Origin of the sequence: Rivibacter subsaxonicus (assembly GCF_004217215.1) — a bacterium.
In the GTDB taxonomy this organism is placed as follows: Bacteria; Pseudomonadota; Gammaproteobacteria; order Burkholderiales; family Burkholderiaceae_C; genus Rivibacter; species Rivibacter subsaxonicus.
Window position 1 is genome coordinate 644,556 of sequence record NZ_SHKP01000004.1, and the last position, 12,251, is coordinate 656,806.

General features: G+C 71.2%; 14 protein-coding genes. 8 read left to right on the forward strand and 6 right to left on the reverse strand.

What is annotated here, in order from left to right:
- Window positions 1–26: 26 nt before the first annotated feature.
- The 3 genes from EV670_RS02920 to EV670_RS02930 all read left to right on the forward strand — a co-directional run bounded on the left by EV670_RS02920 (window position 27) and on the right by EV670_RS02930 (window position 1,453).
- A complete protein-coding gene (locus EV670_RS02920) occupies window positions 27–290 on the forward strand; it encodes a hypothetical protein (RefSeq protein ID WP_130430305.1) in 264 nt (87 codons plus the stop codon).
- A 67-nt stretch (window positions 291–357) separates the two neighbouring features.
- Window positions 358–837, forward strand: a complete 480-nt coding sequence (locus EV670_RS02925) for a GNAT family N-acetyltransferase (RefSeq protein WP_130430306.1) — start codon at window positions 358–360, stop codon at window positions 835–837.
- Between the two features lie 34 nt (window positions 838–871).
- Window positions 872–1,453 (forward strand): GNAT family N-acetyltransferase, encoded by a 582-nt coding sequence (locus EV670_RS02930; protein ID WP_130430307.1) that lies wholly within the window; start codon window positions 872–874, stop codon window positions 1,451–1,453.
- On the opposite strand, the gene EV670_RS02935 is transcribed toward EV670_RS02930, so the two are convergent.
- Together EV670_RS02935 and pdxH are read right to left on the reverse strand one after the other, a co-directional pair.
- Entirely contained in the window at window positions 1,450–2,250 is an 801-nt protein-coding gene (locus tag EV670_RS02935) for a DUF72 domain-containing protein (protein WP_130430308.1), read from the reverse strand. The two genes, EV670_RS02930 and EV670_RS02935, sit on opposite strands and share 4 nt — an antisense overlap.
- A gap of 10 nt (window positions 2,251–2,260) precedes the next feature.
- A complete protein-coding gene (gene pdxH, locus EV670_RS02940) occupies window positions 2,261–2,920 on the reverse strand; it encodes a pyridoxamine 5'-phosphate oxidase (RefSeq protein ID WP_130430903.1) in 660 nt (219 codons plus the stop codon).
- A 132-nt stretch (window positions 2,921–3,052) separates the two neighbouring features.
- Here pdxH and EV670_RS02945 point away from each other — a divergent pair, with 132 nt between their 5' ends.
- The 3 genes from EV670_RS02945 (at window position 3,053) to EV670_RS02955 (ending at window position 6,568) form a co-directional block, all read left to right on the forward strand.
- Complete coding sequence (locus tag EV670_RS02945) at window positions 3,053–3,514, forward strand: (2Fe-2S)-binding protein (RefSeq protein ID WP_130430309.1); 462 nt, start codon at window positions 3,053–3,055, stop codon at window positions 3,512–3,514.
- Window positions 3,515–3,527: 13 nt separating this feature from the next.
- Entirely contained in the window at window positions 3,528–5,780 is a 2,253-nt protein-coding gene (locus EV670_RS02950) for a xanthine dehydrogenase family protein molybdopterin-binding subunit (RefSeq protein WP_130430310.1), read from the forward strand.
- Between the two features lie 173 nt (window positions 5,781–5,953).
- On the forward strand, window positions 5,954–6,568 hold the full coding sequence (locus EV670_RS02955; protein ID WP_130430311.1) for a nucleotidyltransferase family protein: 615 nt from the start codon (window positions 5,954–5,956) through the stop codon (window positions 6,566–6,568).
- Here EV670_RS02955 and EV670_RS02960 read toward each other — a convergent pair.
- From EV670_RS02960 to EV670_RS02975, 4 genes are all read right to left on the reverse strand, one after another.
- Complete coding sequence (locus EV670_RS02960; protein ID WP_130430312.1) at window positions 6,466–8,649, reverse strand: acyltransferase family protein; 2,184 nt, start codon at window positions 8,647–8,649, stop codon at window positions 6,466–6,468. The genes EV670_RS02955 and EV670_RS02960 overlap by 103 nt on opposite strands.
- On the reverse strand, window positions 8,642–9,319 hold the full coding sequence (locus EV670_RS02965) for a gamma-glutamylcyclotransferase (RefSeq protein WP_130430313.1): 678 nt from the start codon (window positions 9,317–9,319) through the stop codon (window positions 8,642–8,644). Before EV670_RS02965 ends, EV670_RS02960 begins: the two co-directional genes overlap by 8 nt.
- A 124-nt stretch (window positions 9,320–9,443) precedes the next feature.
- On the reverse strand, window positions 9,444–9,863 hold the full coding sequence (gloA, locus tag EV670_RS02970) for a lactoylglutathione lyase (RefSeq protein ID WP_130430314.1): 420 nt from the start codon (window positions 9,861–9,863) through the stop codon (window positions 9,444–9,446).
- Between the two features lie 20 nt (window positions 9,864–9,883).
- Complete coding sequence (locus EV670_RS02975) at window positions 9,884–10,423, reverse strand: PaaI family thioesterase (RefSeq protein ID WP_207224986.1); 540 nt, start codon at window positions 10,421–10,423, stop codon at window positions 9,884–9,886.
- Window positions 10,424–10,481: 58 nt separating this feature from the next.
- Between EV670_RS02975 and EV670_RS02980 the strand changes: the two genes are divergently transcribed.
- Both EV670_RS02980 and EV670_RS02985 read left to right on the forward strand, forming a co-directional pair.
- Window positions 10,482–10,991: a MarR family winged helix-turn-helix transcriptional regulator gene (locus EV670_RS02980; protein ID WP_130430316.1), complete on the forward strand. Its 510-nt coding sequence runs from the start codon at window positions 10,482–10,484 to the stop codon at window positions 10,989–10,991.
- Window positions 10,984–12,243 (forward strand): MFS transporter, encoded by a 1,260-nt coding sequence (locus tag EV670_RS02985; protein ID WP_130430317.1) that lies wholly within the window; start codon window positions 10,984–10,986, stop codon window positions 12,241–12,243. The genes EV670_RS02980 and EV670_RS02985 overlap by 8 nt, the downstream gene beginning before the upstream one ends.
- Window positions 12,244–12,251 lie beyond the last annotated feature (8 nt).

Below are 12,251 nucleotides of genomic sequence, written 5' to 3' on the forward strand. Positions count from 1 at the left end.
CGCCTACACCGCATCGCCGCTGCTGAATGCGAGTTCTTGCCACCTTCATCTTTCCACTGCTGTTGCAGGTCTATGCCTACATCGTCGTCTTCATGGCGGCGCAGGGCGGCGGCTCGTTCATGGGGCTGCTGGCGATCCCGGTCGCGGCTGCCTCGGTGCTCGCCCTGCTGGTGCATGGCCTCAAGGTCGCGCGCACCAGCGGCCCCCTGCTCAGGCCTTCGCTGGTGAGCCTCGCGATCGCGCTGGTTCCTCCGGTCTTCCTGCTCATCTTCCGGGCGCTCGAGTCTTAGCGGATGCGGTGCCCCGGCATGTCGCCGTCGCTGCGCTGAGCGCGCGCCCAAGCTCGAATCGAAAGTCATGCTTCGCTTCCGCCCCCTCGTCGCCGCCGACCAGCCGCAGTTGTGGCACTGGCTCCACGTGGCGCTCTGGGACCCGCCGCCCGCGGGCCTGCGTCCGATCGAGGTGCTCGAGGTCCCCGGGGTGCGCATCTACGCCGAGGACTGGGGCCGGCCGGGCGATGTCGGCGTCGTTGCCCAGGTCGACGGGGTCGATGCCGGTGCCTGCTGGATGCGCCTGCTGCCGGCCGGCGTCGGCCTGGCCTCGATGGATGAGCAGACGCCGCAGTTGGGCATCGCGCTGCTGCCGCCGTTCCAGCACCGGGGCCACGGACGTCCGCTGATGCAGGCGGCGCTGGCGGCCGCCCGGCAGGCGGGCCATGCGCGCGTCGCGCTGACGGTGCATCCGCAGAACCCCGCGCAGCAGCTGTACGAGTCCTGCGGCTTCAGGAAGATCGAGCTGCGCAGCACCTACCACCTGATGGTGGCGGACCTGGCCTGAGCCAGCCGCCGAGCCGCGAACGAATAGCTCTGCCATGTCACTGCCACCGATCGATGCCATCGCATCCGCCCGCCTGACGATCCGCCCGGTGCGCGAGTCCGATCTCGACGACCTGCTCGAGATCAACGGCGATCCCGAGGTCACCGCCTTCCTGCCCTACAGCACCTGGCAGTCGGCACTGGATGGCCGCAGCTGGCTGGCCCGGATGGCGGCCCTGGGCGAGGCGGGCTCGGGCCGGCAGCTGGTGCTGGAGCTCGGCAGCAGCGCCAAGGTCATCGGCACGCTGCTGCTCTTTCGCTACGAGGAGTCGAGCGCGCGCGCCGAGATCGGCTACGTGCTGGGCCGTCGGCATTGGGGGCAGGGCCTGATGCACGAGGCGCTCGAGGCCTTCTGCGCGCATTGCTTTGCGCAGCTCGGCCTGCGCCGGCTCGAGGCGGAGGTGAACCCGGCCAACGAGGCCTCCAATGCGCTGCTGCTGCGCGTGGGCTTCACGCGCGAGGGCACGCTGCGCCAGCGCTGGACGGCCAAGGGTGCGACCTACGACGTCCATGTCTACGGGCTGTTGCGCGAGGAGTGGCCCGCGGGCGGCGGGCGGAGCCGGTCCGGTCCGGGCTAAGGCGCCAGCCGCCGCTGCAGCGCCATCGCGGCGGCCGGCGCGCGCTCCTTGGCGCCGCTGATGAAGAACATGAATACATCGCGCGGCGCGACCGGCGCCGCCGGCGGCGCCTCGACGCGCGGCAGGCCGGCGGGTTCGAGGCCGTCGCGCCAGGCGCGGGCGCAGGCGGCAAGCTGGTCGAGCGCCTGCGGCGTGCAGCCCTCGGGCAGCGCGGGGTCGGTGCGCATCATGCGGGCGTAGACGAAGCCGCCGCTGATGTCGGCGAAGGAGGGGTAGTCGTCGGAGTCGGTGAAGACGGTCGCCACGCCGTGGCGGCGCGCCAGCGCGAGGTAGTCGGCGCTCTTGAAGCTCTCGTGCCGCACGTCCATCGCGTGGCGCAGCGCGATGCCGTCAACGGCCGGCGGCAACTGCTGCAGGAAGGCCTCGAAGTCGGCCGCATCGAAGCGCTTGGTCGGCGCGAACTGCCAGACGATCGGGCCGAGTTTCGGTCCGAGTTCGGCGATGCCGCTGCCGACGAAGCGCGTGATCGATTCGCCGGCCTCGGCCAGCACGCGCCGGTTGGTGGCAAAGCGCGAGGCCTTCAGCGAGAAGACGAAGTCATCCGGCGTCTCGTCGCGCCAGCGCGCAAAGGTGCTCGGCTTCTGGGAGCTGTAGTAGGTGCTGTTGATCTCGATCGCGCCGAGCTGGCGGCTGGCGTACTCGAGCTCGCGTGCCTGCGGCCAGCCTGCCGGGTAGAAGTTGTTGCGCCAGGGCTCGAAGTTCCAGCCGCCGATGCCGACATGAATGCGCGCGCTCATCGCCGTCGTCCTAGGGTGCGAGCCGCTCGCGCAGCCAGGATCCGCCTTCCTGCAGCGTGTAGCGCAGCCGGTCGTGCAGCCGGCTCTTGCGGCCTTGCCAGAACTCGAAGCGTTCCGGCACCAGGCGATAGCCGCCCCAGTGCGGCGGCCGCGGCGGGTGCAGGCCGTGCTGCACGGCGGCCTTGGCGGCGCCGGTCACGAGCACCGCGCGTGACTCGATCACCCGGCTTTGCGGCGAGGCCCAGGCACCGAGGCGCGAATCGAGCGGGCGCGTCGCGTAGTAGGCGTCGCTCTCGGCATCGCTGACGCGTTCGACCCGGCCCTCGATGCGCACCACGCGCTCGAGCTCGACCCAGTGGAACTGCAGCGCCGCAAAAGGGTGCGCCGCCAGTTCGCGCCCCTTGCGGCTCTCGTAGTTGGTGTACCAGACGATGCCGCGCTCGTCGCAGCCCTTGATCAGCACCACGCGCGTCGAGGGCCGCGCGATGCCATCGCTGCCGGTGCCGATGGTCGCCAGCGTCATCGCGTTGGGCTCGGGAACCCTGGCCTCGATCGCATGCTCGAGCCAGGCTCGGAACTGCTGCAGCGGCAGGCTCGCGGCCTGCGCTTCGTCGAGTTCGCCGGCCTCGTAGCTCTTGCGCAGCTCGGCCAGGTCGGAGGGCTTGTTCATCGTCATGGTGCGAAGTGTGGCACCGGCCCGGTGCCATTGCCCCCGCGCCGCGTTGGGGTTTGCGGCGAGCGCCGCCGCGCGGCGCCGCCTGCGGTCACAGTCGGCGATCGAGCCAGCCAGGAGACTCCTTCGATGAGCACCCAGTTCAGCCTCAACGGCCAGTCCGTCACGGTCGATGCCGACCCCACCACGCCGCTGCTGTGGGCCTTGCGCGACCATCTCGACCAGACCGGCACCAAGTTCGGCTGCGGCATCGCCGCCTGCGGTGCCTGCACCGTGCATCTCAACGGCGCGGCCACGCGCTCCTGCGTGCTGCCGCTGTCGGCGGTGGCCGGTGCCAAGGTCACGACCATCGAGGCGGTCGGCGAGGACCGCGTCGGCAAGGCGGTGCAGGCGGCCTGGCTCAAGCACGACGTGGCGCAGTGCGGCTACTGCCAGAGCGGCCAGATCATGAGCGCCACCGGCCTGCTCAAGACCAAGCGCAAGCCCAGCGATGCCGACATCGACGCCGCGATGGCCGGCAACGTCTGCCGCTGCGGCACCTACCAGCGCATCCGCGCCGCGATCCACGACGCCGCGAAGTCGCTGGCCTGAAGGGAGCAAGACCATGAAGCTCGAACGCATGATGTGGCGCGACGAACAGTCGACTGGCGCCGAGGCCGCCGCGCGCTGGCAGGGTGGCGAGGTCGATCGCCGCGCCTTCCTGCAACTCTCGGCTCTGGCCGGAGGCGGCCTCGCGGTGGCCTTCGCCGCGGCGCCGACGGCGGAGGCCGCCGATGGCGCGGCGCCACCGCCCAAGCCGCCGGCCGATCCCAACGCCTTTGTCAGGATCAACCCGGACAACACGGTCGAGATCCGCGTCAACCGGCTCGACTTCGGCCAGGGCGCGCTCACCACGCTGCCGATGCTGCTAGCCGAGGAACTCGACGTCGAGTGGTCGCAGGTGCGCGCCAGCCTCGCGCCGGCGGCCGAGCCCTTCAAGGATCCGCTGTTCGGCATCCAGATGACGGGCGGCTCGACCGCGACCGCGCACTCCTGGCCGCAGTACCGCGAGGTCGGTGCCACCTTGCGCGCGATGCTGGTGGCCGCGGCCGCCAAGGAGTGGGGCATCGATCCGGCCGGTATCCGCACCGAGAAGGGCTTCGTCATCGCCGGCGAACGGCGCGCGAGCTATGCCTTGCTGGCCGCCGCGGCCGCGCAGCAGCCGCTGCCGGCCAAGGTGCAGCTCAAGGAGGCCAAGGCCTTTCGCACCATCGGCAACGGCACGCCGCGCATCGATGCGGTCGCCACGGTCACCGGCCGCAAGAGCTACGGCATCGACATGAAGCTGCCGGGCCTGAAGACCGCGATGCTGGTGCGCGCGCCGACCTTCGGCGGCAAGGTCGACACGCTCGATGCCGGCGCGGCCAAGGCGATCCCCGGCGTGCTGGATGTCTTCGAGGTGCCGAGCGATCGCGGCGGCAGCGGCGTGGCGATCGTCGCCACCGGCTTCTGGCCGGCGCGCCAGGCGCGCGATGCGCTCAAGGTGACGTGGAAGCCGGGTGCCAGTGCCGGTCTGGACAGCACCGAGCAGATCGCCCGCTTCAAGACCGAGGCCAAGGCGCCCAAGCTCACCGCGCTGGCCGGCGACGTGAGCGCGCTCGGCGCCGCGACCAAGAAGATCGTCGCCGAGTACGAGTTCCCCTACCTCGCGCACGCGCCGCTGGAACCGCTCAACGCGACGATCGAGTTGCGCGACGGCGGCGCCACGGTGTGGGCCGGTTCGCAGTTCCAGACCATCGACCAGATGGCGCTGGCGCAGGTGCTCGGCCTCAAGCCTGAGCAGGTCGTGCTCAACACGATGGCGGCCGGCGGCGGCTTCGGCCGGCGCGCGGTGCCGAGTTCGGACTACCTGCGCGAGGCCGCGCAGATCGCCAAGGCCTGGCGCGAGAAGGGCGGCGCGAGCGGCGGCCCGGTCAAGGTCGTGTGGACGCGCGAGGACGACATCAAGGGCGGCTACTACCGGCCCTCCCATGTGCACCGCGCAGAGATCGGGCTCGACGCCAGCGGCAAGGTCGTGGCCTGGGACCACGCGATCGTCGGCCAGTCGATCCTCAAGGGCACGCCCTTCGAGCAATTCATGGTCAAGGACGGCATCGACGCCACCATGACCGAGGGCGTGGTCGAGAACGACTACGGCGTGCCGCTGCGCGTGCGCGTCACGCACCCCGAGGAGCCGGTGCCGGTGCTGTGGTGGCGCTCGGTCGGCCACACCCACACCGCCTTCGTGATGGAGACGCTGGCCGACGAGGTCGCGCGCGCCGCCGGCCAGGACCCGGTGGCCTGGCGCCTGGCGCGCTGGGGCGATGACAAGAAGCACGCGCGGCACGTCGCCGCGCTCAAGCTGGCGGTGGACAAGAGCGGCTATGGCAAGCGCCAGTTGCCCAAGGGTCGCGCTTTCGGCGTGGCGGTGCACGAGAGCTTCGGCTCGGTGGTGGCCTACGTTGCCGAGGTGTCGATCAAGGAGGGCCGGCCGGTGGTGCACAACGTCACCGCCGGCGTGCACGCCAACACCATCGTCAACCCGAAGAACGCCGAGGCGCAGATCCAGGGTGGTGCCACCTATGGCTACAACGCCACGCTGCCGGGGGCGGCGATCACGCTGAAGAACGGCGCGATCGAGCAGGGTCAGTTCTCCGACTACGCGCCGATCCGGCTGCCCGAGGCGCCGAAGGTGGCGGTGCACTTCGTGCCGAGCAGCGATCCGCCGACCGGCCTCGGCGAGCCCGGCACGCCGGTGCTGGCGCCGGCGGTGGCCAACGCGGTGGCGGCGCTGTCGGGCAAGCGCTTGCGCAAGTTGCCTTTCGAAACCCTGGCCTGAGGCGCAGGCGTGCGCTTGCACATGCACGAGACTTCCTAGGGTTCGCCGCAGCCAAAGCTTGGGGTCGGGCAATCGAGTAAGTGCACGCACGGGTTACGCCGGGGCGGTGCTCAAGCTGAGATAGGCACATGCGTCGGCCGTTGGGAGCCGGCGTTCGAAGCAAGGATGTGGCGATGGTGAACCGCGAGGCACCGGTAGTGATCGTGCTGGCGGCGGGACGGAGTTCGCGTTTCAACGGCGAGCGCCACAAGCTGGCGCAGTCTCTGGGAACGTCGACCGTGCTGGGCACGACGATCAGCAACGCGCTGGGCAGCGGGCTGGGCGTGGTCGTGGTGACGACCGGCGCGCTGCAACCCGAGGTGGCCAGCCATGTGGCGGCGCGCGACATCGTGCTCCTGCCGCTGCCGGGCAGCCCGGGCGCCGGCGAGTCGCTCGGCATGGGCTACTCGATCGCCTCCGGCGTCTGCGCCCGACCCAACGCCAGCGGCTGGCTGGTGTTGCCAGGCGACATGCCGATGATCAAGTCGTCGACGCTGGTGCAGCTGGCGCGGCACCTGCCGCAGCACCCGGCGGTCTACGCGCAGCACCAGGGCCAGCGCGGCCATCCGGTCGGCTTTGCCGCCGAGCTTTACTCGGAACTGGCCACGCTCTCGGGCGACGAGGGCGCGCGGCGCCTGCTGGGCCGCTACCCGTCCTTCGGCGTCGAGTTGGCGGACCCGGGCGTGCTGCTCGACGTCGACACACGCTCCGACCTCGCGCTGCTGCGCGAGTTGTACGCGGCGCCCTGAGCCGCGTCCCTGAGCTGCAGCATGCGCTCGGCAAAGCTGGGATAGAGCCGCAGGTTGCCTAGGCCGCTGAGGTGGTCCGCATCGAAGTAGATCGGACCGCGCTCATCCACCGCGCGACAGGGTGCGGCCGGGCACAGCACCGGGAACGGATCCCAGATCGTCACGTGGCGCAGCTCGCCGGACACGCGCGCCATCGACTCGAGGATCGGCTTGCGATAGTCGAGCAGGAAGTCGCGCGCCATCTCGAAGCCGGCCGCGCAGGAAGGGTTCATGCGGTTGAACCAGTCGCTGCAGCGAAACGGCGCCACCGCGAACAGCGGCTTCGGTGCCTCGAACACCACCTGCACGCCGCGCTCGGTCAGCGGACGCAGCACGCCGATCGCCTCCTCGGCCGCCGCGCGGCGCCGCGTCTGCGCCTGCTCGCTGGCCGAGCGCGCCAGCACCTGCTCGCGCTCGAAGGCGCCCCACTGGTTGGCCAGCCGCTCCAGCCGCAGTGAAGGCAGGAACAACACGTCGCCGGGGCGGGCCTGGCGCTGCAGCTCGGCCGCCAGTGCCGAGAGGTAGCGGTGGCAATGCGGCCGCTCGACGAACTGGGCGAAGGTCAGCCGCATGAAGCCGCAGCCGCCCTTGGTGTAGAGCCAGATCTCGCTGCCGCTGATCTGCGCGTGGCGGCGCAGCATCGAGGTATAGGCCCAGGCATGAGAGTCGCCGGCGACGAAGAGCCGCGGCGCCGTGGCGGCGGCCGGGCAGCCACCGGGCGCGAAGTGCCGCAGCGAGCCATCCTCGAAGGGCGCGCTGCTCTCGGCCAGCGCGCAGGCGGGCGCCACCGCGGCCTGGGCCGGGACGCCGTCCGGGTACCAGATGGCGGCGTCGTGGGTGCGGCTCAGGCTCAGCCGCGGCTGCGCGGCGAACATCGCCGCCGCCAGCGCGCCGCCCAGCGCCACCGCGCCGAGCCCGCAGGCGATGACCGCGCGCCGCGAGGGACCGCCGCTGCCGCGCTGCTGCCGGAACGGCTTCTCGACCGCGTGATAGGAGGCCACCGCCAGCGCGGCGGTGAGCGCCAGCGCCAGGGCCTTCTGGGCCGGCTGCTCGATGCCCATGGTCCAGCGCAGCATCACCAGCACCGGCCAGTGCCAGAGGTAGAGCGAATAGGAGATGCGGCCGGTGTAGGCCACCGGCGGCACCGAGAGCAGGCGGTTCACGGGCGAGGGCAGGGGCTCCGCGCGCAGCGCTGCCAGCACCAGCAGGGTGCCGACTACCGGGGCCAGCGCCCAGGGCAGCGGAAAGCGCTCGGCGTTGGCGAACAGCAAGCCACTGACGATCAGCGCCAGGCCCAGCGCGCCGATCGCGGCGAGGGCGGCCGGCGGCAGCCGCAAGGCAGCCCAGGCGGGCCGGCGCGTCAGCTGGTAGAGCAGCACGCCGGCCGCCAGCTGCCAGAAGCGGGTCAGGATCGAATAGAAGGCCAGTTGCGGATGGCTGCTGCCGAGCAGCAGCGCGGCGACCACCGAGGCCACCAGCACCAGCGCGTAGCCGAGCATCGAGCGCCGCTGCCGGGCCCAGCCCGCGCCGGCGGCGACCCAGCCGTAGAACAGCAGCGGGAACACCAGGTAGAACTGCTCCTCGACACCGAGCGACCAGGTGTGGGTGAAGGGGTTGTATTCGCTGCGCGGCGAGAAGTAGGTGTCGCTCTGGTGGGCCAGCACCACGTTGCTGACGCCGAAGAAGGCGGCGATGCCGGTCTGCTCGTTGGTGTCGCTGAGCCAGGCGCGCGGCACCAGCAGCGTCGAGACCAGCGCGCTCACCAGCAGGCAGACCAGCAGCGCCGGCACGATGCGGCGGATGCGCCGCGCGTAGAAGGCGCTGACGAACTCGAGCAGGCTGCGCGGCTGCAGGCCGTCCACCGACTGGCTCACGACGTAGCCCGAGATCACGAAGAACACGTCGACCCCGGTGAAGCCGCCCGGCAGCAGGCGCTCGTCGAGGTGGTAGACGATCACGGCCAGCACCGCCAGGGCGCGCAGGCCGTCGATGAAATGGAGGTGGCGCGCCGGGCGCGGACCCTCAGGCAGGCCCTCAGTCATCGCCGCCGCGCTCGCTGCGCGGCGCGGCCAGGCCGTGGCGCAGCGCCAGCGCCACCTGGCGCTCGATGCCGCGGTCGCGGATGCCGTGCGCGCGCAGGCTGCGCTCGGTGTCTAGCAGGTACTCGAGCGTGCTGCCGTAGCGGCCGCGCGCGTGGCGCAGGATCGCGAGCAGCTCTTCCTCGGCCAGTTGCCCGGTGTGGTTGGGACTGTTGCGGCCGAGCGTGAAGGCCAGCGCGCGCACCGGGCCGGCGTGGGTGCGGCAGGGCAACCAGCGCGGGTCGTAGACGCCGGTGGCCATCTCGCGCGCCCACAGCCGTTCGATCTCGGTCGGCACCCGCTCGCGCGCGAGGCGGTAGGCCACGCCGCGGCAGCTGCCACCCGGCAGCAGGGCGAACACCAGCCCCGGCCGCTCGGGCGAGCCGCGGTTGATGCGCGAGCGCATGCGCAGCGAGCGGTGCCAGCCGTGGACGCTGGCCAGTCGCCGCTCGCTGGCCTCGAACTCGGGCCGCCAGATCAGCGAGGCGTAGCCGAAGACCCAGAGGTCCTGGTCGTCCTGCCAGCCGGCCAGCGTGCGCTCGAGCAGCAGGCGCGGGTCGCGCAGCACCGGCACCGCCGGTGGCGGGGACTCGGGCTCATGGCTGACGGCGCGGCGCTCGTCGTCGGACTGCATGAACTCAAGCCTGAGCGGTGGCCCCGGCGGCGTCAAGCCACGCGTTGCGGCCGCGCCAAGCGTTGGTGACGCTTTGTACTGGGTCTTGACGGCGCCCCGGCGACCGGTCGCGGCCGGCGCCCTGCTAGGCCTTGAGCGGGTCGGCCGGCTGCGCCGCCGACTCGCGGCGCTCGATCAGCTCGATCTTGTAGCCGTCGGGGTCGGTGACGAAGGCGATCACGGTGCTGCCACCCTTGACCGGTCCGGCCTCGCGCGTGACGTTGCCGCCGCCGGCGCGGATCTTCTCGCAGGCGGCAGCGGCATCGGGCACGCCGATCGCGAGATGGCCGTAGGCGGTGCCCATCTCGTAGCTCGAGACGCCATGGTTGTAGGTCAGCTCGATCTCGGCATGCTCGGGGTTGGAGCCGTAGCCGAGGAAGGCCAGCGAGTACTTGTACTCGGGGTTCTCGCTTCGGCGCAGCAACTTCATGCCCATGACCTGGGTGTAGAAGTCGATCGAACGCTGCAGGTCTCCGACGCGCAGCATGGTGTGAAGAAGTCTCATCGCGGAACGGGCATTCGGCTTCAACCCTTGGGTGGGAAGTCGAACACCAGGCAGGTGGTGGTGGCGTGAGCGTACAGCTTGCCATCGGGGCCGACGATCCGCCCCTCGGCGGTCGCGGTCTGGTTGCCGACGTGGATCGTCACGCCCTCGGCACGCACCAGCGGCACGCGATCGGTGAGGCCGCGCACGATGTTGACCTTGATCTCGAGCGTGGTGTAGGCCTTGCCGGCCGGCAGCGCCGAGTGCACCGCGCAGCCGACCGCCGAGTCGAGCAGGGTGCAGAACCAGCCGCCATGCACGCCGCCCATCGGGTTGTAGTGGCGCGCGTTGGGTCGGCCCTGGAATACCGCGCGGCCGGGGCTGACCTCGACCGGCAGGAAGTCCAGCGTGTGGCCGATCGGCGGCGACGGCAGGCTGCCGTCGAAGATGGCCTCGAACAGCGCCATGCCCGGCTTGCCGATCACCTGCTCGGGCCGTGCCCAGCCGATCCCGGGGTTCAGCCGGGCGCGCACCGCCTGTTCGTCGGCTTCCCAGCGGGCGATGGTCTCGTTGATGTCCATTTCCAGATCCTTGGTCAAACTAGTTGCATATACAAATGATGCAACTACAATAATGCAGATGGACACCAGCGTCAAGAAGAAGGCCACGCGTGACGGCAAGCTTGCCGTGGCGTCGCCGCAGGGCTGCACCAACCTCAAGCTGCACCAGCTCGGGCGCCGCGTCGCGCGGCTCTACGACGCCGAGGTGCGGGCGCTGGGGCTCAAGGGCACCCAGTACTCGCTGCTGTCCTATGTCGTCAAGCTGGGGCCGATCCAGCCCGGCGCGCTGGCCGCGGCCATCGGCATCGCGCCCTCGACGCTGACGCGCAACCTGCAGCCGCTGCAGGCCCAGGGTTGGATCGTGATCGAGCCCGGCGCCGACGCGCGCAGCCTGCTGGTCAGCGCCACCGAGTCCGGCCAGGCGCTGCGGGCGCAGGCCCAGCGCGCCTGGAAGCGATCGCAGCTCGAGCTCAACGCGCGCCTGGGCGAGGAGCGCGTGGTGCAGTTGCATGCGCTGATCGACGAATGCCTGCTGCAGCTCGACGCCGCCGAGGCCGGGGAATCCGACGAGGGAGAGCAGGATGACTGAGCAACGATCGATGCGCGCCGCGCCCGCCGTCTGGCTGGTGCTGCTGGCCGCCGGCGGCACCTTCGCGGTGACGATGGGCGCGCGCCAGTCGATGGGCCTGTTCCTCGGCAACATCAACAGCGCCACCGGCCTCGGCATCGCCAGCATCAGCCTGGCCTTCGCCTTCGGTCAGCTGTGGTGGGGCCTGACCCAGCCCATTGCCGGCCTGATGGCCGATCGCGTCGGCGCCGGGCGCGTGATCGTCGCCGGCGTGCTGATGGTCGCGCTGGGCACCGCGCTGATCCCGTTCATGCAGAGCACCGCCGGCCTGATCCTGGCGATCGGCGTGCTGGCCGCCGGCGGCGCCGGGCTGGCCGGGGTCTCGGTGCTGATGGCCGCCACCGCGCGCCTGATCCCCGCCGAGAAGCGAGGCATGGCCACCGGCATCGTCAACGCCGGCGGCTCCTTCGGCCAGTTCCTGTTCGCGCCGATCGCCGGTGGCATCGCGGCGGCGGCCGGCTGGGTGGCGGCGGTGCAGAGCCTCGCCCTCTTGAGCCTGCTCGCACTGCCGGCGGCCTGGGTGCTGCGCGGCAGCGGTGCGGCGGCGCTGAAGGCCGCGGGCGCGACGGGTGCCGCGGCAGCGCCGGTCTCGAGCGGCAGTGCGCTGCGCAAGGCGCTGGCCGATCCGAGCTACCGGCTGCTGTCGGCCGGATTCTTCGTCTGCGGCTTCCACGTCGCCTTCATCGCGACCCACCTGCCGGGCGTGGTCGCGAGCTGCCAGCTGCCGCCGGCGGTGGGCGCCTGGTCGCTGGCGATGATCGGGCTGTTCAACATCATCGGCAGCTTCGCCATCGGTTGGGCCATCGGCTTCCAGGGTGGGCGCTGGCGCATGAAGTCGCTGCTGTCGCTGATCTACGCGACGCGCGCGCTGGCGGTGCTGATCTTCGTGCTGGCGCCGAAGACCGAGATCACGATGCTGGTCTTCGCCGCGGTGATCGGCCTGACCTACCTCTCGACCGTGCCGCCGACCGCGGGCCTGGTTGCCAAGTTCCATGGCACCGCCAACATGGGCCTGCTGTTCGGCGTGGTGATGCTGGCGCACCAGATCGGCGGCTTCCTCGGCGCGTACTTGGGCGGCAAGAGCTTCGAGCTGACCGGCAGCTACGACTGGATGTGGTACGCCGACATCCTGCTGGCGGTCGCCGCCGCGCTGCTGCACCTGCCGATTCGCGAGGCGCGCAAGCTGGCAGTGGTCAAGCCGGCTGCGGCCTGAGCGGTCTG